This is a genomic window from Roseovarius sp. B-10 (genome assembly GCF_056859295.1).
Window position 1 is genome coordinate 68,317 of the sequence record NZ_JBSXOE010000023.1, and the last position, 25,487, is coordinate 93,803.

The following is a 25,487-nucleotide window of genomic DNA, read 5'->3' on the forward strand; positions in this document are numbered from 1 at the left end:
TAATTAAACAATACCCTTGCATAAAAGGGGCCGTGTCCGTTTGATGGTTACAACTTTGGTTACAAATCGGTGGGCATCATGGCAGGCAAAGTTAGGCATCTGGTCAACCGGAAGGGACGCTACCATGCGCGTCTCGTGGTGCCGAAAAACCTGCGCCGGATCGTCGGCAAGACGGAATTGCGCGCGCCGTTGGGCGGTGACTACCGTCAGGCGCTCAAACGGCTGCCCGGCGCGGTCGCCGAACTTCAACACCAAATTGCCCTCGCCGAGCGCAAGGTCGGCCCCGGGCGCGGCCCCGGAGGGCCTCGATATCCGTTGGCAACTGACCAGATTGCCTACAGCCACTACATGCAACGCCTAGAATTCGACAACCAGCTGCGCAACGACCCGCGTTGTGCTTCGGTGGGCATAGATGACCTTCTGGTGTTACGGCTCCGTGAGGCGATCGCCGGGCGAGCGAGTGACAACGAGCTGCACGAGCTGGTCGGCGTACAAATCGAACGCTTCCGGGCAGCAGGCAACGTTTCTGCCGAGCAAGGCTCTGATGAGTGGCGCATGATCGCCCGAGCGCTTTGCAGTGCTGAGCTGGAGGCATTGGCACGAGTCGCAGAGCGCGATGAGGGCGACTTCGCCGGGCAAGCCACGGATCCAATAATAGCAAACGCGCCCCCCCCTCAGGACGGCCCTGCCCCGGTCAGCCTCATGGAGTTATGGAACGACTACAAGAAAAGCCGTATTCAAGCGGGCTTCATGAAGGATGGAGGGCGCCGCCAAAACCCGGTCATCGACAATCTAATCTATTATCTTGGCCACGGCGACGCCTCGCGTATCACGAAGAAAGACCTTTTGGCCTGGCGAGACAAGCTCATGATCGAAAAGAGTGCCAAGACCGTCAGCGATATCTACCTGTCGACGGTCAGATCGCTGCTAGGATGGGCCGAAGAAAACGAGCGCTTACCAACGAACGTGGCGAAGACGGTGAGGCAACCTAAGCCGCGCCGACAGCAAGGCCGCGAACGCGGATACACCGATGCGGAAGCGCTCGCCGTGCTCGATGCTGCGCGGACATATCAGCGAAAAGTCAACGAGATCGGCCGGAGCGAGACACCGCACCAAGCGGCCGCAAAGAAATGGTGTCCGATCATCTGCGCCTTCACGGGCGCGCAGATTTCGGAAATAACGCAGCTCCGGAAAGAGGATGTGCGGTCCGAGAAGGACTGGTGGATAATCCGTATCACCCCGGACGCCGGTTCAGTGAAAGCAGGTAACTATCGTGACGTCCCGCTACATCCCCAAGTCATCGAACTCGGCTTTATCGAGTTCGTGATGGCCGCATCATCCGGTCCACTGTTTCACGCCGGCAAGTCCCTGGCAAAATACACGACTGCTGCCAGCAGCGTGTCGGACGAGGTTGCGAAGTGGCTTCGAAGGTCAAATCTCACACCATCGGGCGTGTGGCCCAATCATGCTTGGAGGCACCGCTTTAAGACAGTCGCACGTGAGATTGGTGCTTCGGATCGGGTCGCAGACGCCATATGTGGGCACGCCGGACGAACAGCGGGAGACGATTATGGCGACGTGTCTCTCAAAGCCAAATGTCGATTGGTCGAGGCAATACCTAAATTCCCACTGGGATGATTTGGCGTCACGTGACTGTGAACAGGCGTGCATTTTTTGACCCCGTACAGTCATCACAAATACCGACGCTGGGTCTGGGCTTCACCAAGGAGCACGGACGGGCCGGGCGAACCACCACGAGGTTTCTGGTTCGACCTTCATGCAACGCGACAGCCGTGTGAGGGTGGCGGAGGAACTACGTGTTGATCCGAGGGAAAAGCAGACCAGAGCGCCGTGCTGATCGATTGTCCCTCGAGAAGTTGCCAGCCCCGAGTGGACGCCATCATCGGCTAGACGGCCTGAGTTTCCCGATACTTCCGGATCCCTGTCTCGTCGCAACCGAGCCAGTCGCGAAGCACCTCGTCGGTATGCTGGCCCACGACCGGCGGCGCGTGGCGCAGCGTTCCCGGCGTCTCGCTGAGACGGATTGGAATCCCCGCAAGAGTTAATTCGCCGTAGGCCTGGTTCTCTACCTTCATGAACTGGCCCCGCTCGCGTAGCTGATCGTTCTGGAAGATCTCTCCGATGGTGTCGATCCGAGCACACGGCACCCCCGCCTCGGTCATCACGTCGATGACCTTGTCCGACGGGGTGACGCTCGTCCACTCGGACACGAAACCCTCAACCTCAGGTATACGCTCAAGCCGCGCGGCGTTCGTAGCATAGCGGCTGTCCTCTAGCAGATAATCCATGCCGGTCGCGCGGGCGAAGCGCGGAAACAACGCATCGCTGCCAGCATTGATATGAACCCAACGATCGTCTGCACATTTGAAGTTGCATGCCGGGGTTGAATAGCGGTCGCGGCTGCCGCACCGCGTAAGTTCGCGCCCGGTGAGTGCGAATTCAGGGATCGCTGTCATCAACAATGAGATGGAGCAATCAAGCATAGCCAGGTCCACGAGCTGACCCTTGCCGGTGGTGTGCCGCGCCTCGATGGCCGACATCACGCCAATGCAGGCATAGAGCGAGGTAACGTAGTCGATGATGAATGTTCCCGCCGGAAGCGGTTCTCCACCCTTTTCCCCGGTCAGTTCCATAAGGCCGCCGCCGGCTTGGGCGATGGCGTCGAAACAGGGCTTGTTGCTCCACGGCCCGGTTTGACCGTAGCCCGATATGCGCACGAGTGTCGCTCGCTCATTGATCTCGCGGATTGTGTCCCAGCCGCAGCCCATCTTCTCGAGCGTCCCGGGGCGGAAGTTTTCGATCACGACATCTGCTTTCGCGACCAGTTCACGTAGGAGCGCCTGCCCCTCGGCTGAGCGGAAGTTGAGCGTCATGGCACGCTTGTTCCGATTGTAGACCAGCGTGTAGATACCATGATCGCCGATCTTCGGTGAAAGCAGGCGCGTTTCTTCGCCGCGGCCCGGGCTCTCGACCTTGATAACGTCTGCGCCCATGTCGCCAAGGATCATCCCGCAATTTGGGCCCGCGATGTACCGCGAGAGATCGAGGACCTTGAGGTTGTTCAATGCTTGCATTTCGGGCTCTTTCGGATGGTTTTGCTGTCGGGTTATTGCAGGCTATGGCACGTCAGCGCCCAAATACGAGGTTCGGCAGGAAGGTAATCGCTTCGGGGACCAACATGAGGAAGATACAGACCAAAAGCTGCGCGCCTACAAACCATGTGACCGTTCCGACTACACGGGTAAGCGGAATACCGGCGATGCTGCATCCTATTAGAAGCAGCGTCCCAACAGGTGGCGTGCAGGCGCCTAGAAGCGACACCATGACGATAATCACTCCGTAATGAATGGGGTCGAATCCCAGCGCGAGCCCAATGGCTGACAACGGTGCCGCGAACATGATGAGCATCGCCGTCACGTCGAGGACGAAGCCCAGCACGAAAAGCAGCAGTAAGATGAGCGTCAGGTGGACGAAGCGATTGTCGCTGACCAGTTCGATGTTGCCGAGCAGCCAGTTTTGGAAATCGTTGCGTGTCAGGATGTCAGAGAACAAGGTCGAGAAGGCAATGATTGCCATCACAACGGAGGTCAGAATGGCAGTGCGGAACGATGCTTCATAGATCGCGTTCCAGTCGAGGGTGCGGTAGAAAAATACGCCAGCAATGGCGGCGCATGCAACAGCCAGCACACCGGCCTCTGTCGGGGTCGCGAACCCACCTACGATCCCTCCGACGATAATTACCGGTATGATTAGTGCGACAGACGCGTCCCGAAAGGATATGAGAAGCTCTTTCCAGTAAGGATCATCAGAAATTGCCTCAACGTCAGACACACGGAAATCGTAGCCCCGGGCCCGGCCCAATAGATAGGCAACCAGCATCAGCGTCACGGCGAAGAGGAATCCGGGAACGATGCCTCCAAGGAAGAGCTGCCCAACCGACAGGTTGGTGAGCGAACCGTAGAGCACCATCAGGATACTCGGCGGGATCAGCGCTCCGATGGTTCCGGACGTCGCAGTCACCGCCACAGCGTAGTCGGCATCGTATCCCTCCTTTTTCATGGACGGGATCAGCAACGATCCCATCGCTGCGCTGTCAGCGGTTATCGACCCGGAGACACCGGCGAAGAGCATGGACGACAGGATGTTGACGTAGGCCAAGCCGACCTTGAAGAACCGCCCGACGAGCACATTGGCGAAGCGCACGATTCGGGCGGTCAGGCCGCTGGCTGTGCAAAGTTCGCCCGCGAAGATGAAGAACGGGATCGCGAGAAGGGTGAACGAATCGATGCCTGAGAAAAACTTAGATGTGACAATGTAGGCGATCATCGTTGGGTCAATTGCGATGATGATTAACGACGAGACCCCCACCGCGAAAGCGATGGGCATGCCAAAAGCGAGAAGCCCGAAGAAGCAGGCGAACAGTAACGTAATGGTCATGACAGGCCCTCATCCGATGCGACGGTGTCATCCTTGCCCACGCAGAGACGGAACAGGAAGATGGCGGTCTGCAAAAAAATAAGTCCACCGCAGATTGGGATGGCGACGTAGACGTACGACATCGGCACCTCCATTGCGGCTGACAACTGATCAAGATTCCAAGTGACCATTTGGATACCGAAATGGATCAGAACTCCCGCGAGTATCAGAACTCCGACGTGGCTAACGATCTTAGCCACTCTTCTCATTGGCAACGGCATCATATCGAGCACCACGGTCACGCTGAAATGGGCTCCTACGTGCAGAGCGACCCCGATACCCAAGCAGGTAATCCAAAAATTGAGATAACGTGTGACTTCGCCAGCCCAGTAGAAGCTCGGCATGGCCGGGAACAGTCTAGCCAGCGTCGCACCAAAAGTGATCAAGGTCATCGCCAGGAAAAGCGTGACAATGATGGGTTTGAGGATTTTGACGATCGGGGACATACCGGACCTTTCTAGCGTGGAATGATCGCGCCGCCGGTAGCCGGCGGCGCGTAAGAGCCTATTCGCTGGAAGAGCCCAGAAGCACCCAACAGCGAGACGCGTTTACTGTTCCGACAGGATGTCGCGCACCTTAGCCAGAAGTTCCACCGCCTCTGGCCCAATGCTCTCAGCGTAGTTTTCGGAGAACGGTTCAAGCGCTTCGCGGAACTTCTCCGCTTCGCCCTCGGCCAGTTCGACCACGGTCAGGCCCTCTCCCTTCATGATCTCGAGGGCCTCGTCGTTCGCCTCGAGGACATCCTCAAGCATGATGTCGGTGGACCGCTTGCCTGCCTCGCGCATCACCTGCTGGTACTCCTCAGGCAGATTTTCAAAGTAGTCGAGGTTGATCGCGAGATAGAGGGGATTCACGATATGCTCGGTCAGCACGAAATACGGCGCGACTTCGTAGAATTTGTTATTATAGGTCGTGCCGGGACCGGACTCCATGCCGTCCGCGACACCCGTTTGCAACGACGTGTACGCCTCGGTGAAGGCCGTCGGCGTGGGCACTGCGCCAAGCGCACGGGCCATGCCGACATAGAGCGGCGCTTCGGGGATGCGCAACTTGTAGTCCTCGAGCGCTTCCAGCGTGTCGAAGGATTCGACCGAGTTTATGCTGCGCGGACCCTCGTAGCCGAAGCCCAGAAACTCGTAGCCGCGATCATTGGCCAACGCGTTGATCTCGTCGATCAAAGCCCAAGTCACCTCGTTTACTTCTCGCGTCTCGGAGTAGAGGAATGGCAATTCGAAGGTGTAGAGTTCGGGAATGAAACGGCCAATTCCTCCACCTCCGCTCATCACCATCTCAAGCGAACCGCGACGTACACCTTCGGACGCCTCGCGCTCGTTGCCGAGCTGATTGTTGCAGTAGACCTCGACCGAAACGTCGTTGTCCGTACCTTCTTCAACGAATTCGGCGAAATTGTTAGTCTGCACGCACAGTGGATGGTTCTCGGGATAGAGGTTCGACAGGCGAATGTTGTAGGTCTGGGCCGTGGCCGCGTCGGGCAAATGCCCGAACACGAGCGCCGTGCAGCCGACCGCGAGGGCCGAGCCAATCTTGCAGAAATGGGTCATGGTCTTTCTCTCCTCCTTGTGATGCGCATTCCAGAGCCAATACTTGGATGGAATACGTGCGGGGACTGTCCCCGCGGCTGTGACCGAGGACGGCCGTTACGTCGGTACGGTGCAACTGGCCCAACCGACGGTGGTCATTTTTTCGTCCCGCCCACGGCGCATCCACACTTCGAGATCGATCGTCCGGCCATTTTGATTTTCCACGACCCCGGTGACGAGCGCGGTCATGGCGAACGGCTCGAAGACCTCGAGAGTGTTGATGAACTTCACCTGCAGCCAGCCGTTGGTGAACCACGACTGCCCGAAGGCTTCGGTAAGGTAGCAACCGATCATTCCGACCTGTTGCTGCCCTTGCACGATCGGCAGGCGCAGCCCTCCCTCGCGCGCGGCTTGGAGGTCGCTGTGTATGTTGCGCACGAACTCACCAGCGCGCGAAAACACCGCGACTTGTTCGCTTGTGAGAGCGGTGGGCGACGTCCGGAGCACGTCGCCGACGCGAGTATCCGCGCCGAAGCTCGTGCATTCGCGTGCGCCGTCTGGGACCTCTCCGCCGACCCGACGCTCAGGCTTGCCGCTACCGCGACCCGCGAAAGAGCCGGGGACAGTGCGCAAGATTTCAACGCCGCGATGACGAATGATCGACCGGCCGTCTTCACCTGTGGCCTGCGCTTCCATGATGACGTAGCCTTGACCACGGCGCTCGAATGCTTCGACATATTTGCCCTCAAGTGTGACCGTCTCCCCCAGAAACGCCGGGCTGTCGAACCACATCTGTTCCTCCGTATGGAAGCCGACGGTCTTCGACCCCGCGTAGTTCAGAGTGAAGAGTTGAAGCAGGTCATTGCCGAGAAGGCATGCATGTCCGATGCGGCGCCCTTGGAACGGGCTCTTGTTCAGGGTCCAGGGATTGTAGTCGTCCTGAGTGAACGCGAAGCGTTTGATCTTGTGATCATCGACGGTGATCGTCACCGGTCCGAAGGTCTCGGGGATATCCAGATTCTCGAATATCGGCTCTTTCAGCCCGGCTTCGAGGTCGTCAATCGTTGCGGCACGGCGCGGATCGGTCAGGTCGCGCCAAGGTCCGGTAGTTGCGGTGGATGTGGACATTCGTTTCTCCGGTAAGTGCAGCACTTCGGTTATTGCTTCATGGTTGCGTGTTTGAGAACGAGCGCGATAGCGAGCATGCCAGGATCGTCGGAACCGATGCTGCGCTCAGGGAACATGCGGGCCCGGCCGATACGACAAGGCGTGTTGCGGAACGCTTCGAGCGTGTCGGCTGCGGCCTTTGCGGCTGTCGTGTGGTCCGGCGTGCCCGAATTCAAGGCCGTCGCGATGGCGTCGAGGCTGTCGACTATAGTCTTGTCACCAGATGCGGCCTTGCCTCGCGCTGCGACGGCGTTGCGCATTTCAGTCACGACACGGCCCATATCACTTGCGCCGATCTCACCATCAGCAGACTTCGCCGCCTTCGCGAGTGCCATAGCCGCCGTAGCTACCAGCGTACCCAAGCTCGACCCGGTCTCCTTCATCGCCGCTTGAGCGAGGCCCATAGCGGCGTCCGCCAAGCTGGCCGCGCCGACAGTGTCGGTCCCTACCATCGCGTCAATAACCCGGCAAAGCATGGAGCCGGTATCGCCGTCGCCGAGCTTCGCGTCGGCCGCATTCAGGCGCTGCTCTTCCTCATGGATCGCAGCTTGTGCGTCCGCGACGAACTCGGCCAGATCAGAGGGCGTAACGGTCATGAACCGACCCTCCAGAACGGGCAGTGTGCCGGGGCGGCCATGAGAGTTTCGAGCTCGTGGTCGAGCACCATCAGGGAAAGCGACGCGCCCGACATCTCCATCGAAGTGACAAAGTTGCCGACCAACGGCGACACCGGAATCAGTTCGGCGTCGCTTAGCCGATTTCCGACCCGACGCCACAGGATGAACAGTTCCTCGAGCGGCGTTGCGCCGAGACCGTTCACCAATGGAACGATGCGGCTGCCCTTAGGAGGGTCGAGTTCCGAGAGTAGCCTGTCAAGCATTTCGTCAGCGACCGCGTCTGCGGATTGCAGTTTCGCTCGCCAGATACCTGGCTCGCCGTGGATGCCCATGCCTATCTCCATCTCAGTGTCCGAGATCTTGAAGTTCGGCGCCTTTGCGGTCGGGACATGGCACGGTGACAGGGCAACCCCGATGGAGCGTGTAGCGGCCGCGGCCTTCTCGGTTACGGCTGAAACTGCATCCAGGTCACGGCCCTCCGCGGCAGCCGCGCCCGCTATCTTGTAAAGAAGCACGATACCCGCCACGCCCCGCCTCTTATCGGCTTCTTCGGGAGCGGCGCTGGCAACATCGTCGGTGCCCAAAACGGTACGAGTGGCGATGTTGTCCATTGCTGCCATCTCGCAGGCCATATCGAAATTCATGCAGTCGCCACCGTAGTTGCCGTATAGGCACAGCACTCCCACGCCCCCGCTGGCTGCGCGGATCGCATCGAGCGCGGCTTGTACGCTCGGCCCCTCGAAGACGTTGCCGATAGCACAGGAGTCGAGCAGTCCCTGGCCGACATAGCCGGTGAAAAGGGGCAAATGACCCGAGCCGCCGCCCGACACAACTCCTACCTTGCCATGGGCACCCGGTTCGTTGCGTGAAATGCACCGTCCACTTTCCCCGCTGAGCGACAGTTCAGGATGCGCGGAAACGAGGCCCTCGAGCAGCTCCTCGACGTAGTTTGTCGGGTCGTTGATCAGTTTCTTCAAGGTCTCGCCTCCACGTCTTACGGCTTCAGTAGTTCAAGCGCTCGTTGCCTTCGAACGCGGTGACCGGCGGATAGGCGCGCTCGTCGGTGATCACGTCGATCACCGTCGTTGCGTCTGACCCAAGCGCGGCCCTGAGTGCGGGCAGGAAGTCATCGGGAGTTTCCACGCGCACCCCCTCCACGCCGCAGGCGCGGGCAATGGCGGCATGATCGACGGGCTCAAAGTTGACGACATCACTGTGGTCGCCCCAGATCACTTTTTCAGCGTGTTTCTGGTAGCCAAGTATCTGATTGTTCAGGACGATGAGTGTGACGCCAAGGTCCATCCTCCGAGCGGTCTCGAGTTCTCCCCATACATGAGCGAAGCCGCCGTCCCCAACCAAGCCGACAACCCGCGCATTCGGCCGTGCGGCTTTAGCACCCAAGGCGAAGGGTAGGCCCCACCCGAGACCAGCTAGGCCGCGTGGGGTGACGAACCGCTGTCCGACGGCACGAGCCTCGAGGAAATTCGCAACCCAGACTGACGAATAGCTTGCATCAGCGACGACGAGGTCATCGGGCCGCAAAAGACTGTCGAGGTCGCGCATCATCCGCTCGGGCCGGACCGGGACATTGTTCATATTGACGACGCGAGCGACTTCCTCAGCATGGGCTTTGCGCCCCTCGGCAATCTGGGACTCGACGCCAGGACGCGCCGAAATGCGCGCACCCAAGTCACGCTCGAGCATCGCCTTGTTCAGGGCCTCGAGCGCGAGTTTCGCGTCCGACACCATGCGGACCTCGGCCTCGTAGGTTCGGCCGATCTCCTGAGGGTCGATGTCGATCTGTATGTAACGCGCGCCCTCGGGATAGAGCGTCCAGCTATCGGTTCCGTTCTGGTTGGTTCGGTTGCCGACCAGCAGCACGACGTCGGCGTCCTCGACAATCGAACGCATGAACTTCGAGCGGCCACACGTGCCCATGAAATAACCGACCGGCCCGACGCTGAGCGGGTGCGTTTCGCTCACCGTGCCCTTGCCCATCGCGGTAGTTGCCACCGGCAGAGACGCACCTTCCTGCATCGCAGCCAGCGCCGCACAACCGTCGGATACATGCACCCCTCCGCCGGCGATCACCAGCGGACGCTTGGCCTCAGCGAGGAGATTGGCGGCACGTGTCACGGCTTCGGGGTCGGGGCCGACCCGGTCGAGCGGGAAGGTCCCAAGGCTTATGTCGCGCGCGCGATCGCTCCGTCCGACGGTCTCGTCAAATATGTCAATGGGTGCGATAAGCACTGCTGGGCCGGGTCGGCCGGAGGCCGCGGCCGTGAATGCCATGTCAACGTAATCTTCGATGCGGCCTGCCTCGCTCACGCGCTTGACCCACTTCGCCGCGCCCTTGAACAATTCGAGGTGGTCAAGTTCCTGAAAGGCGTTGCGGTCGGTCATTTTCCGATGCACATCCTGCACGATCGCGACAACCGGTATCGACGCCTTCAGCGCCTCGGCCAAGCCCGCGACCAAAAGTGTTGCAGCCGGCCCGTTTTGGCCGGTCACGACCGGCACCTTGTGGCTGACACGGGCATAGGCGTCGGCCATCGCGGCGCCGGCGTTCTCGGTCCTGTAGCCGACCTGGCGGATGCCGTAGTCCGGCGCCGCAAGGAAGAGAGCCGAGGGGATCGATTGGCCAAAGATGACCTCGACGCCGTGGCGCTTCAGCGCAGCTGCGAATACATGGGCACCAGTGAGGGAATTCGCGCCGCTGCGCGTGGGTACATTCATTTGTCTGCTCCGGTTTCTCGGGCGCCGGGCGCCCCTTCGGGATTCGGAAACGTTGGGTTGCGGGGATCGATCACCTCGCGGATGAATCTTTCCCTAGAGGGCACCGGCGTGAGGGGCACGTCATTGCACGAACCGCGATCGAAGCTAGGCGTATGCTTCTCGTCCTGGGCGATGCTGAGGTGGATCGAGCGGACCCCCTTCGCGCCCTCCGCATCGACAAAGCACAGGGGGTAGTCGCCCGGATCGTCTCGGCGGACTCGGTGAGACGACTGGTAAAGTGCACATCGCAGTCAGTGACACCGTAGGCCAGCACATTGGCGGGCGTCTCACAAAGGGTAGCGGGGGCGGCCGCCATGTTGGGTCTCCCAAATCGTCAAGGCGGACGAGCGCGAGTGCCCCTCCCCCAGTTTCGTTCTAGCCGAGCCTTGTCGGCGCGGACACGATATAAAACGAAATATCGAAACGTTTCTATTATCACTACACAGAGACCTCCGTACACGTCAAGCGGCAATCTTAATCAGGTTAAAGGGCCGGTAGTTCCGCGCACGATCAGACGCGTGGGCAGGATCGACGTCTCGGCTGGGCGATCCGGTTCCGTCACCCGGCGCAGCAGAAGGCGCGCGGCCTCGGAGCCGATCGCGCGCTTCTCGAGCCGCACGGTGGTCAGGTCGATAGCCTTTAAGCCAGCCAAATCAATGTCGTCAAGACCGACGACCGAGACGTCCCTCGGCGTCGCCATCCCGCGTTCCGCAAGCCCCTGCATCAGGCCAATTGCGTTCATGTCGTTGCTCGCAAAGATAGAGGTCGGTGGCGTTCGCAGACCCGAGAAGAAACCCGCCGCCTCCAGCCCTGATCTGAAGCTATACCGCCCCTCATAGATCAGCGATTCGGAATCCTCGAACCCCAGTTCTGTGGCCGTTGTCTGGAAAGCTTCAAGCCGTTCACGGGCTGAACTGGAATGCATTGGACCGGTGACGAACCCGATCCTTCGATGCCCTAACCTGTAGATATAGCGTAATGCTTCAATCAGGCCGCCGGCATTATCCGATCCCACGTAGTCCAGTGAGAGTCTCGGGTCTCGACGTTGTATCAGCACTGACGGGGTGCCTGAAGTCAGCATCTCACGAACACGAGGATCGGCGAGGTGCTGAGAAATTAGGACGAGGCCGTCGACTTGGCGGTCAATAAGCGTTCGCATCGCTGTCACCTGGCGCTCTAGATCGCTATCGGTATCGGCTAGCAGGAGCGTGCAGCCGGCGGAGATCGCCACATCCTCGACCCCGCGCACGAAGGCCGAGGCGGAAGGATTCGAGACATCCTCGATCAGAACACCGATCGCGTAGCTGCGCTGCGCGCGCAGCGATCGCGCGACGATGGAGGCACGGTATCCTAGGCGCTCGGCTGTCTCGACGACGAAGGAACGGGTTTCTGGCTTGACGAGTTCCTTGCCCGCCAGAGCATTGGACACGGTCGATATTGCGAGGCCGGTCTCCCTCGCCACGTCTTTGATGGTGACTCGCTTCTGATCTGGCACGCGTGCTCCTTCGACATAGAAACCGACAGGCGGTGGTCATAAATTTAGAAACGTTTTTAAAGACCCCAAAGGCATCCGTCTAGATACTTGCTTCCAGCCTCCCGCAACATGCGATCGATTGTCCGCCAGGTGTGCAGCGGCGCCTGGCGGGAAAACCCTCATATAATCTGACAGTATGCCCGCTTCGATGGATGCTGAAATGCGATCCATCGTGTCGTTGATTTCCGCAAGGCTTTCATCGCGGTCCTTGATCGGCAGGTGGGTCAGGTCGATATCGACCGACAGGCGCGACAGATCAAGGTAGAACAGGTTGATCGCGGTGCCGCCCTTAGGGTCAGGATTCATTGATTTCCAACGCGCTGCGTGATTCACGGCCCGAAAAACGGAGCGGTGACATGAGCGAACTCTACTGGCTGACCGACGAGCAGATGGCCAAGATTTCACCTTTCTTCCCGAAGTCGCACGGCAAGCCACGGGTCGATGACAGGCGGGTGTTGAGCGGGATTATATTTATCAACCGCAACGGGTTACGCTGTCGCGACGCCCCGGAAGCCTACGGTCCGCACAAGACGCTTTACAGCAGGTGGAAGCGCTGGAGCGAGAAAGGTATCTTTGCGCGGATGATGGTCGGTCTGGCCGCCGAACACGGCGAGGAAAAGACCGTGATGATCGACGCGACCTACCTGAAGGCACACCGCACCGCGACCAGCATGGCCGCGAAAAAGGGGGGCGCGGTCGCCTCATTGGTCGAACCAAGGGCGGCATGAATACCAAACTGCATGTCATCTGTGACAGCCAAGGGCGGCCGCTCAGCCTGTTCGTCACCGCTGGGCAGGTCAGCGACTACATCGGTGCGCGGGCGCTACTGAGCAGCCTACCCAAGGTCGACTGGCTGCTCGGGGATCGCGGCTATGACGCCGACTGGTTCCGCGACGCGTTGAAAGACAAAGGGATACGCGCCTGTATCCCGGGCCGAAAGCAGCGCAAGACGACCGTGCAATACGACAAACGCCGATACAAACGGCGCAACCGCATCGAGATCATGTTTGGCAGGCTCAAGGATTGGCGGCGCGTGGCGACACGTTATGACCGCTGTCCGAAGGTCTTCCTTTCAGCCATCGCCCTCGCCGCAGTCGTCATCTACTGGTTATGAATCCTGACCCTAGGTCATCCTCCAATGCACGAAGACGCTGGGCCACGACCGCTGATGTCACGTTCAGGCGCCGCGCCGCCTCGGTGATCGAACCGCATTATGCGCGTCCGTAAACTTCGATGCCTTCATGTGATTCCGCTCCTCTCCCAGCCGGGAAATCATAGCGGAAAACTCCACCTTCAAACGGTCCTGTTTGCGGGGATCAGATCAAACGAAGGGACGGACAATGAAGCGAACGAGATACAGCGAAGAACAGATCATCGGCATTCTGACCGAGCATGAGGCCGGCGCGAAGTGTGCTGATCTGTGCCGCAAGCACGGGATGTCGGAAGGCACCTTTTATGCATGGAAGGCGAAGTTTGGCGGGTGCTGACAGACTAATTCGAACCAGTCTCCGTTGGGACATCCACACTGTCCCTTATTCGGCGCAGAGGCCGCGCCACTCGGCGAGAGCGTCGGCACGGTTCAGCTTGAACTGGTTTCTATTTGAGAGACTGCGTTCCTGATTGAAATGGTTGAAGACCGAGGCATGGGCGGAGGCGAATTTCTGCAAACTTCGCATGCGTCGAAATCGAAGCATAGCCCGTTCGCGTCGTCGGAATGGCAAGTGTGAGTTCTCGGCCCGGTTGTTCACCCAACGGCCAGTCTCTTGCTTTTCCTCTGCACCGATTTCCTACAAGGCTGCCCCGTAGGACGGGAGCCTGTCGGTCACGATCACTTCGGGCTTTCCATGCTTGCGCATTGCTTTCTTTAGAAATTTCAGCGCAGCCTTCTTGTCTCGCGTCTTGGTGACGAAGCTTTCCAGCACCTCCCCCTCGTGGTCGACCGCCCGCCACAAATAGTGCATCTCGCCATTGATCTTCACGAACATCTCGTCCAAATGCCACCACCAGCGGCTCGACTTCATCCCCTCAACACGCCGTTTTCAAATCTCACTGGCAAACATCGGCCCAAATCTGTGCCACCAAAATCGAACGGCTTCGTGGCTCACATCAATGCCGCGCTCGTGGAGCAAATCTTCCACGTTCCGGAGCGACACCGGGAACCGAACGCAGAGCATAACAGCCAGGCGGATGATCTCTGAAGACGTTTTGAAGTACTTGAATGGGGAGCGTTTCGTCATCCCAAGACGCTATCTTGCACCCAGCACCGTCTCAACCCAAGTTCTTCTGACAAGACCGTGGCGGCGGAAGTGTTCGACGATCACCTCGACCTGCTGATCGATTGCGGGCGGGTCCAGCGAGGCATAACGGGCGACATCCCGGAAACGGTCGCGCAGGCTGCCGGCAACCTCGCGCCAGAGGGCATGGGCCTGGTCGTGATCCTTCTCGGCACAGACGGTCTTCAACACGGCGCTGACCACCGGATTGTTGGTCTTGTTCATTTGGGCCATGAGGTTTGCGCCGGAGATGCACGCGGCAGCGCTGCCAGCCGGCACTGAGCACCTTGCGTATGGCGGCTTTCAAGCCCTCATGTGCGTCGATGATCACCAAATGTACGCCCCGCAGGCCGCGCCGAGCGAGAGACCGAAGGAAGCCGGCCCAGAACGTCTCGACCCGGGATGGCATGACGGTGATCCCGAGGATCTCACGCCGCCTGTCCGTGTTGACTGCGACGGCCACTATCACCGCCATTGAGAGCAAGCCATTGTCGCGCCATTGGTCCGAGCGACAATGGCGGCGCGCCCGACCTGGCGCAGCTTTGCGTAGGTGGCGTCGAGCCACAGGAACGGCCAGTCGCCGTCGAGAGGCCGGTTCAGGAACGCCTGCACCCGCTCGTCGATCTCCTCACAGAACCTGCGAGACCTGGCTCTTCGAGGTGCCCGTCAGTCCCATGGCGCGCACCAGATCGTCGACAGCCCGCGTGGAGACGCCGTGGATGTAGGCTTCCTGTATCACAGCCATCAGCGCCTTCTCGGCTGTGCGGCGCGGCTCCAGAAAGGTCGGGAAATAGCTGCCCTTGCGCAGCTTGGGGATGTTCAGGCCGATGGTGCCTGCCCGGGTATCCCATTGCCGCGGTCGGTAGCCGTTGCGCTGGTTCTCCCGGTCCGGGCTGCGCTCGTCGTGCCCGGCACCGCAGACAGCAGCCACTTCGATGTCCATCAGACGCTGTGCAGCATCCTGGATCAGCTCGCGCAGAAAATCGGCATCATCGCTCTTGGCGATCACGCTCGGAAGGTCGATCATGGTCTCGGTCATCGTGCTCTCCTTCGTTGTCATCGGTCTTTGAACAACCTCAGACTACGAAGAAGCGCGGTGGCCGCCAGACCCGGCCGCGCGCTGCGCTAAGCCAAATGGCTCCGCGCGCGGTCTCCTACACCACCCGGCGGGGCACTACCGCGTGAGTGATGCGCTGTAGCGGATCTTGGTCCCTCGCGCGGCAAATGACGGCTTCGCGCCCATATTGAAAGTGCCACAAACTTGCTGCGCGCCCTCAGTAAGAAATTTTCCGCAAATGCGGCATGTTGGTGGCCCCCTTGCAACGGGAAACTCGATTGCTCACGCAACGCGCTGCAAACCCAGGGCCGAACAACGCTGAAATTACCGACATCTGGTAAAGTAGGAGGGGGTTGTTGTCGGTCGTCGATTGAACCCAGACCGACATCCGGATCGTTTCGGAATTTCCTGTCGAGCCGCAACGAGAAAGGTTTGCCAGCGCCTCTGAAATCGGAGGTGCCTATATGGAGGTGCCTATATCATGTGTTACCCCGCCTTGTTGCGGCTCTGAGGACAAGGCGGGGCTATGGGTCACTTGTCGCTTCGATGGAATGCGCCCTGCACGATCCGGTCCATCACCATGGCCAGAAACAGGATGGCGAACCCCCCAAGAAGCCCCGGCCCCTTAGCCGCGTATTGCAGCGCTTCGAGGATTTCCTTGCCCAAGCCTCCACCGCCGATCAGCGAGATGATCACGACCATGGACAGGCACATCAGGATGGTCTGATTGACCCCGGTCATGATCGAGGCTAACGCCAGCGGAACCTCGACATCCTTGAGCAGTTGCCAACGCGAGGCGCCGAAGGCCACGGCAGCCTCCTTGATGCTGTCGGGGACGCCGCGGATGCCCAGCGCGGTCAGGCGTATCACCGGCGGCATGCCGAAGATGATCGTGGCCAGGATCCCGGGCGGGTTACCCGTGCCGAAAAAGGCGATGATCGGGATCAGGTAAACAAAGGCCGGCAGGGTCTGCATGAGATCCAGCACCGGCTCGGCTGCGGCATAGGCACGGCGCGATTTGCCAAACCAGATACCCAGCGGGATTCCGATCGCGACGCAGAGCAGGACCGAGGCCCCGACAAGCGCGACGGTTTCCATGGCTACCGCCCAATAGCCAAGCAACGCGATATAGGCCAGCGAGGCCGCCGTAAAGATCGCCACGCGCGGTCCTGCGGCGCGCCATGCGGTGACGCAGATCACCAGCATTACCACCGGCCAAGGAGAGCCGTTGAGCGCCACGGTCAGCGCATCCAGCACCGCGCGCACTCCCCCAACCAACCCGTCGAACACATCGCCCCCGGCGAAAGCCGCCGCGTCGATCCGGTCGTCGAACCAGCCCGCGACCACCGAAAACAGGCTGCGATCCTCGCTGCCGAGAATGAGGGCCGAGGTGCGATCCTCGGGAAAGTCTTCCAGCAGGCCCATGGCGGCGTTGGCGGTGAACTTGTAAATGATGAGCGGCGCGATGGCGGCGGTGAGTGCTGCCCCCACAAGCGTGTTCTTGAGGGAGCGGCCATGCTCGGTGCTGTCGGGGTCGATGCGCCAACGTTCATATTGCTTTTCGCAGGCGGGGTAGGCCATCACGCCTTGCAGCAACTTGATGAGCAGCAAGAATACCAGCCCGGTGAACAAGATTCCCATTGCCTCGGATTGTGCCGCCTGTGCCTTGGCAAGGCTGCTGTCGGCGGCACTTTGGATATTCGCGGCCAATGTCGAGAACCGGTCGATATCGGCCTGATCGCTGGCTTGTGCCGCGCGGTCGCGCATATCCTGGGCGCGGTCGGCCTGCAGGGCGGCCCGTTCCGCGAGATCGGCGCCGGGATCACCCCAAGCCCCTCGCCCGATCTGCACCCAGGCCACCGTTTCAAGCAACAAGAAGGCCCAGAACATGCCCCATATGGAGCGCGAGGCGGCCCAGAGTGGCCCAAGGATCGCAGCCCAGACATGAAAGGTGACGGGCAACCACCCGGTCGCATTGTGGATCTTGTGAAAGGCCGTCACATAAGCGGCACCATTTGGGCCCGCGTAGACGTGGATGGATTGGTTAAGTGCTACGCGGTCGACCTCGATATCCGAGGCCGCGGTGATTTTCTGTTCTGTACTGGTGTCGGTCATACCTGCTTGCCCCCTTGGATGCCGCGCAACAGGCGGGCCTTATCCACGACACCCACGTCTTGGCCGTTTTCGGTGATGATGATCGGCGCGTAGGTCTCGACGGAGAGGTCGATCAGTTGATCCAGATCAGCCCCTTCATCGGCGCGAAGCGAGTCGTCGAGGGACCGGTCGTCGGTTGCGCGAAATTCGTCGATTGGGGCCATGATGGAATGGGCCTTGATCAGTTTGAGCTTGGATATGCCTTGAACGAACTCGCGCACGTAATCGTCGACAGGGTTCATCACGATGTCTTCGGGCGTGCCGATTTGCACGATCACCCCGTCCTTCATGATGGCGATGCGGTGGCCGATGCGGATGGCCTCGTCGAGATCGTGGGTGATGAACAGGGTTGTTTTCCGCAGCTGTGCCACTAGCGCCTTGAATTGGTCCTGCAACTGGAGCCGGATCAGAGGATCGAGCGCAGAGAACGGCTCGTCCATCAGCAGAATTTCCGGGTCCGAGGCCAGCGCGCGGGCGATGCCCACGCGCTGCTGCATGCCCCCCGAAAGCTCGTGCGGCAAGCGGTCCTCATAGCCCCCCAGATCGACCAGATCCAGCGCATGATCTGATACCGCCCAGCGTTTGGATTTGGGAATGTGGCGGATTTCCAAGGGATACCCCACATTGTCGCGCACCGATCGGTGCGGCATCAGCGCCATGTGCTGAAACACCATGCCGATCTTTTCGGCGCGGATTCGGCGCAACTCGGCTTGGGACAGCGATGACACGTCCTGCCCGAGGATCTCGATTGTCCCCGCTGTGGGTTCGATCAGGCGATTGACATGGCGCACCAATGTTGACTTGCCCGAGCCAGACAGCCCCATAATGCAAAAAATCTCTCCGCGCTGCACCTCAAAGCTTGCGCCCTGCACACCGATCACACATCCAAAGCGGTCCAAGACCTCGGACTTGCCCAATCTCTCGTTCTGAACGGCTTGCATCGCCTCAACAGCGCGCTTGCCGAAGATTTTCCACACGTCGCACAGCTTGACGACCGTTTCGCTCATCGAAGTTCCTTTCGCGGGCGGAATGCAGGGGGCCGCCACTCATCCGGGTGCCCCCCGCCGGTGTCAGATGAAGGAATGCTGGATCACTGGGTGAACCAGCTCAGCACCTCGTCTTCGTGATCCTTGATCCATTGCTGCGCGTATTCGTCCGCATCCTGTTTTTCGATCACCTGCGCATAGGTCATTTCCGACAGCTGATCGGTCGTCAGCTGCACGTTCGACAGCATGTTTGCGACGCCGGGATAGTCCTCCTCCAGTGCCTTGGCCCAGGCGACATGGATGCTGAGCGGCGGCCAGGCCACCGCGGCCTCGGAATTCTCCAGCCAGTTCGGGTCCTCGTCAGGCTGCGCGACGTTCCATTTCGCGGGGTCATGTTTCGGCTCTTCGAGGCGCACGAGATCCTGCAACGCAAAAGCGTAATGTGGTCCGTAGCAAAAGCCGATCCACGGCTTGCCCTGTTTCACGAGGTTGTCCATCTCGGCATAGGCAATGGTGTCGTCGCTCTCCATCAGCTCCATTGTCTGGTCATACCCGTAGGACTTCGCGCGTATCTTCTCGACATTCGTGGACTGCCAGCCAGTCACGCCGATCCACAGATCGCCCTTGCCGTCGCCGTCGCGGTCTATCAGCTCTGCCACTTCGGGAAGGGTCAGATCGTCGATCGAGGTGACGCCATACTTCTCGGAGGTCGCCTTGTCGACGCACATGCCTTGGAACGCGCCGGCAGACTTTTCACTCATCACGACCGTGCCTTTTTCATTGACGAACTTGTCGACGAGGTTCTGCTGGTTCGGCATCCAAACCTCGGGATGGATCTGCATCGAGCCCGAATCCATCGCCTCGAACACGATTGAATTGGTGCCATTCTGCAGTTCGACATCGTAGCCGAGGTTCTGCTCGATCACCGTTTCCAGGATCTTGGCTGTTACCGTGACCGATGGCCAGTTCGGTACGCCGATGACAATATCGGCGGCCATCGCGGGGCCAGCCAAAATTGCAGTGGTTCCGCCCAGAAGGGCTGTGAGTTTGTTCATTTGGGAATTCCTCCATGTTGGTCTGTCGCATGCTGTTGGCAGCGATCGTGACTTTAGTTGGCGCGCATGTCCGGACTGGAAATGAATGTCTCGTTTGCGCCCGAATTCACCCCATGTCCCGCGCTGACAGTGCCGGTTGTGCCACCAAGACGGGCTGTTTGATGCCGGTAGTGCGGCAAAGGCCCGAGCAACGTGGCATGTGTTCCCAAGAGTTTCAGAAGCAGAATAATTTGAAAAGCGAAACTTTTTATATATTTGGTTCGGATTTTTCGATATTTGGCATCGTTGCTTTCAGCGCGTCCTGAAAGTCTGCGCTCGAGCCCGCCCCGCAGACTATCGGGGAATCGTGAATGTCTGGTCTGGACGGTGGAGCCAATCGGCCGACTGTGCCCGCAGGTTGCCGACGAGTGGTTCAAACCATGGCCAGTTGCGGGAGGCCACGTCGTTGACGATAACGTGCTTCTTGCGGGTGAATATCGGCGCGGAAACAAGTTCGTGCAACCGACCTCCTTCAACATATGGCTGCGCAAGCGCACGGGGCAGATATGCTGAGCCGCCCCGGTCGAGAATGGTCTGCAGCGCCCACCAGGAGCTGTCGAAGCTGAGTCGGGCCACCCCCGCGTCGTGATACACCTCGTCATGTTTCCGGCGGTAGTCGGATCCGTGATCGACGAATATGTAAAGCGGGTCGCCATCGATAGGCGCGTCGGGCCGGTCGGAAAAGAGCGCCAGATCCTCTGGCGGCAGAGGATAAACAGTCTGGTGGCCGCGCAGCGTGGCGTCGTAGGTGAGGATCACGTCGACCATACCCTCGGCAAGCCATGTCTCCAGATCCCTTGCGCCGCCCTGCATTACCGAAACAGCCATCTCAGGATGCCCCGAGACCACACCGTTGAAAAAGGCCCGGCCTGGTCCGTGCCAGAGCTCGCGGTCGCAACCGAAGGTGCAGACAGAACTGAGCCCTTCGGGCAGGGCAGTTTCGTATTTCGCCTGCCGCCAAAGGCCGGTCATCACCCTTGCATAGCGTAACAGCTTAGTGCCCGCAGGGGTGAGCGTCGTGCCGGATTTGTGCCGGTTGAGCAGCCTCTGACCCAGCTCGTCCTCCAGCGTCTTGAGCCGTGCGGTGACGGTGGACTGGGTCACATGCAACCGCTGCGAGGCCCGCACGAGGCTGCCGGTTTCGACAATGGCGATAAATGTCTGGAGTGAGACGATGTTCATATGTCGACCCCTAAATTCGAATTACGCGAATTAAAAGAGCAAATAATTTCGTTTTCAAGAATTTATTTTCTGTGGCAACGTGCCGGCAGTTTAAGAACTGCCCGCGATCGCAGGAGTGCCAAGATGTTTCGAGAGACCGCAAAACTCGTGGCGAGAGATGACTTCATCGCCGCCATGCGCCAGGTCGCCTCGTCGGTGACGGTCGTTACCACCGATGGCGGCGCCGGCCGGCACGGCGCCACCGTGAGCGCGTTTTCCTCGGTCTCCGCCGACCCGCCCACGGTCCTGGTGTGCCTTTTCGCCGAAAGCCGGATCGCCAAGGCCGTGTCGCAAAACGGCGTGTTCTGCGTGAATGTCCTTTCCGAGACCGATGCCGAAATTGCCGACCGCTTTGCCGGGCGCCATGATGCTTGGGTCGAGGACAGGTTCTCGGGGATCAACTGCTACGGTGCGCCCGGCGAGGCCCCGCAGATAGATGGGGCCACGGCCTTTCGCTGTGTTTTGCAGCAAACGGTGCGCTCGGGCAGCCACCTGATCGTGCTCGGTCATGTGCGCGACGTGTTGGCCGGTGCATCCCGCCCCCTGGCTTACAGCGACGGCTGCTACCACAGGGTGCTTCCGCAAACTCAAATGGCCCTCGCGGCCGCGAACTGAAAGCGCAAGATGAAGACATACAAGATGCTGATTGACGGGGAATGGGTGCCGTCTTCGGACGGGGGCAGTTTCCCCACAGTGAACCCCGCCACGGGCGAGGCTTGGGCCGAGATTCCCGAAGCCAGTGCCGAGGACGTGGACCGCGCGGTGCGCGGGGCGCACAGAGCCTGTTACGAGGGGCCATGGTCGAGGATGAGCGCCACGCAACGGGGCCATTGCCTGCGCCGGTTGGCCGATCTTTTGGCCGAGCGGTCCGAGCATCTGGGCGAGATCGAGACCCGCGACACCGGCAAGATGTTCAAGGAAACCCGCTGGCAGGCGAAATACATCAGCGAGTTCTATCACTTCTACGCAGGGGCCGCCGACAAGATCCATGGCGAAACCCTTCCCATCGACAAGCCCGACATGTTCGTTTTCACAGACCGCGAACCGCTTGGCGTGGTTGCGGCCGTGGTGCCTTGGAACAGTCAGCTTTTCCTGGCGGCGGTCAAGATCGGCCCGGCGCTTGCGGCGGGCAATACCGTTGTCCTGAAGGCATCGGAGCATGCTTCGGCGGCCATGTTGGAATTCGGTGAAATGATTGCCAAGGCGGGTATCCCGGATGGGGTGGTCAACATCGTCACCGGCCATGGCGACCCGTGCGGAAAAGTACTTACCTCGCATCCCTTGGTGGCGCGGGTATCGTTTACCGGGGGGCCGGAATCAGCACGCCATGTCATTGGAAACACGCGCGAGAACTTTGCCGAGATTAGTCTGGAACTTGGCGGCAAATCCCCCTTCATCGTGTTTGACGATGCCGATATCGGCAGCGCCGTGAACGGTTCGGTCGGAGGGATATTCGCGGCCTCGGGGCAAAGCTGTGTCGCCGGGTCGCGCCTAATCGTGCATGAGGATGTAGCCGATGAGTTTCTTGAGCGCATGTCCGAGGTGGCGCGGGGCGTGACCATCGGGGATCCCATGGCCGAAGAAACCGACATGGGGCCACTGTGTACCCAAGGACAGATGGACAATATCGAACGCGAGGTGGCCCGCGCGGTCCAAGAGGGTGGCAAGATCATCTGTGGCGGCAAGCGCGCCGATGCCGGGTCGGATCTGTTCTATGAGCCGACGATTATCGACTGCCCCAGTTCCGATCTGCACATCGTCGATACCGAACTCTTTGGGCCGGTCCTGTGCGTGCTGCGTTTTCGGACCGAGGAAGAGGCGCTGGCCCTGGCCAATGACACGGTGCATGGGCTGGCCGCGGGTATCTTCACCCGTGATAGCGCGCGCGCCTTGCGGATGTCCCGCGCCGTTCGGGCTGGGATCGTCTGGGTAAACACCTATCGGGCGGTGTCGCCGATTGCCGAATTTGGCGGAATGAAAACCTCGGGCTACGGCCGTGAGAGCGGTTTTCAAGCGGTCTATGACTACACCCGCCCGAAAACCGTCTGGATGAACACATCATCGGAACCGCTGGCAAGCCAGTTCGTGTCTCGATGAACCAAGGGAGGACACCATGAAATTTCAACTTGCGATCAATCTTGAGCGGATGAGCCCCGATACGGATATGAAAGACGTGCGGGACCATACGCTTGAAATGGTGAAAATGGCCGATGCGGCGGGGTTCGAGATTGCTTGGGCCGCCGAACACCATGCCATGGAAATGACCATCGCGCCCAACCCTTTCCAGATACTGACGTGGTGGGGCGAGCATGCCAAGAACATCCGGCTGGGGGTGGGAGTGGTCAACGCCGCCTATTGGCATCCCATCAACCTTGCCGGTGAGGCCGCGTTCCTGGATCTGCTCAGCGATGGGCGTTTGGAATTCGGCATCGGCTCGGGCGCCTATCAGCGTGAGTTCGACCGGATGAAACCCGGCCTCGATCAGAAAGACAGCTGGCGCTACATGCAGGAGATGCTGCCCGTGGTACGCGAGTTGTGGAAGGGCGATTACGAACACGACGGCGAGTTCTGGCAGTTTCCGCGCGCCACCTCCTGCCCCAAGCCGGTGCAGGGCGAGGTGCCGGTCTGGGTGGCGGCCCGCGCGCCGATCACTTTCGATTATGCGGTGCAGAACAACTGCAACATCCTGAGCTGGCCGCTGACCATGCCCATGTCCGAGGCGGAAACCTATCGCGCGCGTCTGGACGAGGCGATTATCAAAAATGGCGGCCAATACGATGGCCGCTGGGCAATGATGCGTCATGCGGCCGTATATGAAACCGAGGCTGACCGGAAGAACGCCCTGCAATCTGTGCGCGTTCAGCTGGGTCAATTTGGCAACCTGATGACCAAGACAGGCGATGTCATCAACGGCTTCCCCGAGGAGGTGGCCCCCGAAGACCTTGAAGGCAACTTCCGCTACGACCCCGCCACGCTGGAAGAAAACCTGTTGTTCGGCTCGCCTGAACTGGTGATCGAAAAGCTGAAAGCCTACGAGGCGCTGGGGCTGGATGGCTTCATCTACTACGCCTCCATGGGGTTGGACATGGATCAGCAGAAACGCTCACTGAAACTCTTCATCGACAAAGTCTTGCCCGCATTCGCAGAGAAGGAAATGGCCCATGCCGGTTGAGATCCGTCGCAGGCTGCTTTGGCAGCAAACCACCCATCTCGAAGGCTGGAAGAAGGTGGATGATCCAACGCTTCTGGTTGCCGCTCTGGTGATCATAAAGAATCCGTGGTTCGGACGCGGCCATGTGGAAAACATGCGCCCCGAAATTCAGGAGCACGGCCCGGAAATCGGCAAGCTGCTGACCGGCATGTTGCTTGATGTCACGGGGGACCGTTTGGAAGGCTGCGGCAAGGCATCAGTCGTGGGCATGGGCGGCGAGTTGGAACATGCCCAGGCCCTGACCCACACGCTGCATTTCGGCAACCAGTTTCGCGAGGCGATCAATGCCAAGAGTTATCTGGTATTCTCTAACACCCGGGGCGCGGCCAATTGCCCGATCACCATTCCCCTGATGGACAAGGACGACGGCGGAAGGCGTTCGCACTACCAGACGATCCAGACCTCCATCGCCGATGCCCCCGCCGAGGACGAGATCATCGTGGCGCTGGGGGCCTCGGTGGGTGGGCATCCCAACCACCGTATCGGCGACCGTTACGAAGACCTGCGCGATATGGGGCGTGACGTCGATAATCCGGCGGGGGTCTGAATGGCGGTCTCGAAACAGGGAACCGCATATGACCTGACCGGCCCGGAGGAGACTCCAGTTGTGGTGCTGATCCATGGGCTTGGCCTAACGCGGGTCAGTACTTGGGGCGACATCGCCCCGGTGCTGGCGCGGCGCTACCGGGTGCTGACCTATGACCTTTTGGGCCATGGCGAAACCTCGTTGCCTGATTGCCCCGTCACACTCAAGGCGCTCAGTGACCAACTGATCGCGTTGATGGATGAATTGGCCATAGACCGGGCTGCCTTGGTAGGCTTCTCGCTGGGCGGGATGATCAACCGGCGTTGCGCCATGGATCATCCGGGCCGCGTATCTGCGCTGGCCATTCTCAACTCCCCACATGACCGGGGCGAGGAGCAGCAAAAGATCGTCGAGGAGCGCGCCCGCGCCACGGCGGCGGGTGGCCCGGCCGCGGGCATCGACGTCACCTTGGCGCGCTGGTTTACCGATGGCTTTCGCCACGACCACCCCGATCAGGTCGCCGCCGTGCGCGATATCGTGCTGGCCAATGATCCGGCCAATTACGCGGCACACCGGCAGGTGCTGGCCGAAGGGGTGCGCGAGCTGATCGCGCCAGACCCGGCCCTGACGCATCCGATGCTGGTGATGACCTGCGAGAATGACAGCGGATCGACCCCGGCGATGAGCCATGCCATCGCCACTGAGACCCCCGGCGCGGAAACCCTTATCGTGCCGCAACTTCAACACCTTGGGCTGATCGAACAGCCCGCCCTCTTTTCACAGCCGGTTCTGGATTTTCTGAACCGCGTGCTCGTCAGATAAAAGGACGTACCA

At 60.1% G+C, this 25,487-nt stretch carries 22 protein-coding genes and 4 pseudogenes; 9 read left to right on the forward strand and 17 right to left on the reverse strand.

Annotated elements, in window-relative coordinates:
• The first annotated feature begins 78 nt into the window (after positions 1 to 78).
• The gene (locus tag AC13D8_RS04675; RefSeq protein ID WP_482967855.1) at positions 79 to 1,638 is read left to right on the forward strand and encodes a DUF6538 domain-containing protein; all 1,560 of its coding nucleotides are present in this window, start codon (positions 79 to 81) and stop codon (positions 1,636 to 1,638) included.
• A 269-nt stretch (positions 1,639 to 1,907) separates the two neighbouring features.
• Here the strand turns inward: AC13D8_RS04675 and AC13D8_RS04680 are convergent, their stop codons facing one another.
• The 10 genes and pseudogenes from AC13D8_RS04680 to AC13D8_RS04725 all read right to left on the reverse strand — a co-directional run.
• Positions 1,908 to 3,095 (reverse strand): CaiB/BaiF CoA transferase family protein, encoded by a 1,188-nt coding sequence (locus AC13D8_RS04680; RefSeq protein WP_482967856.1) that lies wholly within the window; start codon positions 3,093 to 3,095, stop codon positions 1,908 to 1,910.
• A gap of 52 nt (positions 3,096 to 3,147) precedes the next feature.
• Complete coding sequence (locus tag AC13D8_RS04685) at positions 3,148 to 4,458, reverse strand: TRAP transporter large permease (protein WP_482967857.1); 1,311 nt, start codon at positions 4,456 to 4,458, stop codon at positions 3,148 to 3,150.
• Positions 4,455 to 4,943: a TRAP transporter small permease gene (locus AC13D8_RS04690; protein WP_482967858.1), complete on the reverse strand. Its 489-nt coding sequence runs from the start codon at positions 4,941 to 4,943 to the stop codon at positions 4,455 to 4,457. The genes AC13D8_RS04685 and AC13D8_RS04690 overlap by 4 nt, the downstream gene beginning before the upstream one ends.
• A gap of 102 nt (positions 4,944 to 5,045) precedes the next feature.
• Positions 5,046 to 6,059, reverse strand: coding sequence for a TRAP transporter substrate-binding protein (locus AC13D8_RS04695; protein WP_482967859.1), 1,014 nt, complete (start codon positions 6,057 to 6,059; stop codon positions 5,046 to 5,048).
• Positions 6,060 to 6,155: 96 nt separating this feature from the next.
• On the reverse strand, positions 6,156 to 7,166 hold the full coding sequence (locus AC13D8_RS04700; protein ID WP_482967860.1) for a hypothetical protein: 1,011 nt from the start codon (positions 7,164 to 7,166) through the stop codon (positions 6,156 to 6,158).
• Between the two features lie 29 nt (positions 7,167 to 7,195).
• A complete protein-coding gene (locus AC13D8_RS04705; RefSeq protein WP_482967861.1) occupies positions 7,196 to 7,801 on the reverse strand; it encodes a DAK2 domain-containing protein in 606 nt (201 codons plus the stop codon).
• Positions 7,798 to 8,799 carry a dihydroxyacetone kinase subunit DhaK gene (locus tag AC13D8_RS04710; protein WP_482967862.1) on the reverse strand — a complete coding sequence of 334 codons (1,002 nt, stop codon included), beginning with the start codon at positions 8,797 to 8,799 and terminating at the stop codon, positions 7,798 to 7,800. The genes AC13D8_RS04705 and AC13D8_RS04710 overlap by 4 nt, the downstream gene beginning before the upstream one ends.
• A 25-nt stretch (positions 8,800 to 8,824) precedes the next feature.
• Positions 8,825 to 10,558: an acetolactate synthase catalytic subunit gene (locus AC13D8_RS04715; RefSeq protein ID WP_482967863.1), complete on the reverse strand. Its 1,734-nt coding sequence runs from the start codon at positions 10,556 to 10,558 to the stop codon at positions 8,825 to 8,827.
• Between the two features lie 517 nt (positions 10,559 to 11,075).
• On the reverse strand, positions 11,076 to 12,092 hold the full coding sequence (locus AC13D8_RS04720; protein WP_482967864.1) for a LacI family DNA-binding transcriptional regulator: 1,017 nt from the start codon (positions 12,090 to 12,092) through the stop codon (positions 11,076 to 11,078).
• A gap of 174 nt (positions 12,093 to 12,266) precedes the next feature.
• A pseudogene (locus AC13D8_RS04725) lies at positions 12,267 to 12,437 on the reverse strand (nucleotidyl transferase AbiEii/AbiGii toxin family protein); the annotation flags it as partial.
• Between the two features lie 50 nt (positions 12,438 to 12,487).
• On the opposite strand from AC13D8_RS04725, the gene AC13D8_RS04730 reads away from it, so the two are divergent.
• Positions 12,488 to 13,245 (forward strand): IS5 family transposase gene (locus tag AC13D8_RS04730; RefSeq protein ID WP_482967865.1). Its coding sequence is split into 2 segments (ribosomal slippage): positions 12,488 to 12,812 and positions 12,812 to 13,245, totalling 759 coding nucleotides; the frame shifts between segments, so codons are not numbered across the junction.
• Here the strand turns inward: AC13D8_RS04730 and AC13D8_RS04735 are convergent.
• The gene (locus tag AC13D8_RS04735) at positions 13,229 to 13,333 is read right to left on the reverse strand and encodes a LysR family transcriptional regulator (protein ID WP_482967942.1); all 105 of its coding nucleotides are present in this window, start codon (positions 13,331 to 13,333) and stop codon (positions 13,229 to 13,231) included. The genes AC13D8_RS04730 and AC13D8_RS04735 overlap by 17 nt on opposite strands.
• A gap of 138 nt (positions 13,334 to 13,471) precedes the next feature.
• On the opposite strand from AC13D8_RS04735, the pseudogene AC13D8_RS04740 reads away from it, so the two are divergent.
• Positions 13,472 to 13,612, forward strand: a pseudogene (locus tag AC13D8_RS04740) (transposase); the annotation flags it as partial.
• Between the two features lie 51 nt (positions 13,613 to 13,663).
• On the opposite strand, the pseudogene AC13D8_RS04745 reads toward AC13D8_RS04740, so the two are convergent.
• The 5 genes and pseudogenes from AC13D8_RS04745 to AC13D8_RS04765 all read right to left on the reverse strand — a co-directional run bounded on the left by AC13D8_RS04745 (position 13,664) and on the right by AC13D8_RS04765 (position 19,656).
• Positions 13,664 to 14,368: pseudogene (locus AC13D8_RS04745) on the reverse strand (IS6 family transposase).
• 129 nt (positions 14,369 to 14,497) lie between these two features.
• A pseudogene (locus AC13D8_RS04750) lies at positions 14,498 to 15,443 on the reverse strand (IS256 family transposase); the annotation flags it as partial.
• Positions 15,444 to 15,992: 549 nt separating this feature from the next.
• Positions 15,993 to 17,576, reverse strand: a complete 1,584-nt coding sequence (locus AC13D8_RS04755) for an ABC transporter permease (protein ID WP_482967866.1) — start codon at positions 17,574 to 17,576, stop codon at positions 15,993 to 15,995.
• A complete protein-coding gene (locus tag AC13D8_RS04760) occupies positions 17,573 to 18,622 on the reverse strand; it encodes a quaternary amine ABC transporter ATP-binding protein (protein WP_482967867.1) in 1,050 nt (349 codons plus the stop codon). The genes AC13D8_RS04755 and AC13D8_RS04760 overlap by 4 nt, the downstream gene beginning before the upstream one ends.
• Before the next feature lie 83 nt (positions 18,623 to 18,705).
• The gene (locus AC13D8_RS04765; protein WP_482967868.1) at positions 18,706 to 19,656 is read right to left on the reverse strand and encodes an ABC transporter substrate-binding protein; all 951 of its coding nucleotides are present in this window, start codon (positions 19,654 to 19,656) and stop codon (positions 18,706 to 18,708) included.
• A 113-nt stretch (positions 19,657 to 19,769) separates the two neighbouring features.
• Between AC13D8_RS04765 and AC13D8_RS04770 the strand changes: the two genes are divergently transcribed.
• The gene (locus AC13D8_RS04770; protein ID WP_482967869.1) at positions 19,770 to 19,961 is read left to right on the forward strand and encodes a hypothetical protein; all 192 of its coding nucleotides are present in this window, start codon (positions 19,770 to 19,772) and stop codon (positions 19,959 to 19,961) included.
• Between the two features lie 28 nt (positions 19,962 to 19,989).
• Here AC13D8_RS04770 and AC13D8_RS04775 read toward each other — a convergent pair whose 3' ends face one another.
• On the reverse strand, positions 19,990 to 20,877 hold the full coding sequence (locus AC13D8_RS04775) for a LysR family transcriptional regulator (protein WP_482967870.1): 888 nt from the start codon (positions 20,875 to 20,877) through the stop codon (positions 19,990 to 19,992).
• A 123-nt stretch (positions 20,878 to 21,000) separates the two neighbouring features.
• On the opposite strand from AC13D8_RS04775, the gene AC13D8_RS04780 reads away from it, so the two are divergent.
• Genes AC13D8_RS04780 through AC13D8_RS04800 form a run of 5 tightly spaced genes read left to right on the forward strand, consistent with a single transcriptional unit; the run spans position 21,001 to position 25,475 of the window.
• Positions 21,001 to 21,531 (forward strand): flavin reductase family protein, encoded by a 531-nt coding sequence (locus AC13D8_RS04780; protein ID WP_482967871.1) that lies wholly within the window; start codon positions 21,001 to 21,003, stop codon positions 21,529 to 21,531.
• A gap of 9 nt (positions 21,532 to 21,540) precedes the next feature.
• Entirely contained in the window at positions 21,541 to 23,013 is a 1,473-nt protein-coding gene (locus tag AC13D8_RS04785) for an aldehyde dehydrogenase (RefSeq protein WP_482967872.1), read from the forward strand.
• Between the two features lie 16 nt (positions 23,014 to 23,029).
• Complete coding sequence (locus AC13D8_RS04790; RefSeq protein ID WP_482967873.1) at positions 23,030 to 24,088, forward strand: LLM class flavin-dependent oxidoreductase; 1,059 nt, start codon at positions 23,030 to 23,032, stop codon at positions 24,086 to 24,088.
• The gene (locus AC13D8_RS04795; protein ID WP_482967874.1) at positions 24,078 to 24,674 is read left to right on the forward strand and encodes an amino acid synthesis family protein; all 597 of its coding nucleotides are present in this window, start codon (positions 24,078 to 24,080) and stop codon (positions 24,672 to 24,674) included. Before AC13D8_RS04790 ends, AC13D8_RS04795 begins: the two co-directional genes overlap by 11 nt.
• A complete protein-coding gene (locus AC13D8_RS04800) occupies positions 24,675 to 25,475 on the forward strand; it encodes an alpha/beta fold hydrolase (protein ID WP_482967875.1) in 801 nt (266 codons plus the stop codon). It abuts the gene before it with no gap.
• Positions 25,476 to 25,487 lie beyond the last annotated feature (12 nt).

Bases quoted from the DNA above. Each gene is read 5' to 3' on its own strand.
- AC13D8_RS04800 (WP_482967875.1), top strand. From the start codon at position 24,675: ATGGCGGTCTCGAAACAGGGAACCGCATATGACCTGACCGGCCCGGAG.
- AC13D8_RS04780 (WP_482967871.1), top strand. From the start codon at position 21,001: ATGTTTCGAGAGACCGCAAAACTCGTGGCGAGAGATGACTTCATCGCC.
- AC13D8_RS04765 (WP_482967868.1), bottom strand. From the start codon at position 19,656: ATGAACAAACTCACAGCCCTTCTGGGCGGAACCACTGCAATTTTGGCT.
- AC13D8_RS04700 (WP_482967860.1), bottom strand. From the start codon at position 7,166: ATGTCCACATCCACCGCAACTACCGGACCTTGGCGCGACCTGACCGAT.
- AC13D8_RS04790 (WP_482967873.1), top strand. From the start codon at position 23,030: ATGAAATTTCAACTTGCGATCAATCTTGAGCGGATGAGCCCCGATACG.
- AC13D8_RS04705 (WP_482967861.1), bottom strand. From the start codon at position 7,801: ATGACCGTTACGCCCTCTGATCTGGCCGAGTTCGTCGCGGACGCACAA.
- AC13D8_RS04675 (WP_482967855.1), top strand. From the start codon at position 79: ATGGCAGGCAAAGTTAGGCATCTGGTCAACCGGAAGGGACGCTACCAT.
- AC13D8_RS04795 (WP_482967874.1), top strand. From the start codon at position 24,078: ATGCCGGTTGAGATCCGTCGCAGGCTGCTTTGGCAGCAAACCACCCAT.
- AC13D8_RS04680 (WP_482967856.1), bottom strand. From the start codon at position 3,095: ATGCAAGCATTGAACAACCTCAAGGTCCTCGATCTCTCGCGGTACATC.
- AC13D8_RS04785 (WP_482967872.1), top strand. From the start codon at position 21,541: ATGAAGACATACAAGATGCTGATTGACGGGGAATGGGTGCCGTCTTCG.
- AC13D8_RS04770 (WP_482967869.1), top strand. From the start codon at position 19,770: ATGTCCCGCGCTGACAGTGCCGGTTGTGCCACCAAGACGGGCTGTTTG.
- AC13D8_RS04775 (WP_482967870.1), bottom strand. From the start codon at position 20,877: ATGAACATCGTCTCACTCCAGACATTTATCGCCATTGTCGAAACCGGC.
- AC13D8_RS04685 (WP_482967857.1), bottom strand. From the start codon at position 4,458: ATGACCATTACGTTACTGTTCGCCTGCTTCTTCGGGCTTCTCGCTTTT.
- AC13D8_RS04755 (WP_482967866.1), bottom strand. From the start codon at position 17,576: ATGACCGACACCAGTACAGAACAGAAAATCACCGCGGCCTCGGATATC.
- AC13D8_RS04695 (WP_482967859.1), bottom strand. From the start codon at position 6,059: ATGACCCATTTCTGCAAGATTGGCTCGGCCCTCGCGGTCGGCTGCACG.
- AC13D8_RS04690 (WP_482967858.1), bottom strand. From the start codon at position 4,943: ATGTCCCCGATCGTCAAAATCCTCAAACCCATCATTGTCACGCTTTTC.
- AC13D8_RS04715 (WP_482967863.1), bottom strand. From the start codon at position 10,558: ATGAATGTACCCACGCGCAGCGGCGCGAATTCCCTCACTGGTGCCCAT.
- AC13D8_RS04760 (WP_482967867.1), bottom strand. From the start codon at position 18,622: ATGAGCGAAACGGTCGTCAAGCTGTGCGACGTGTGGAAAATCTTCGGC.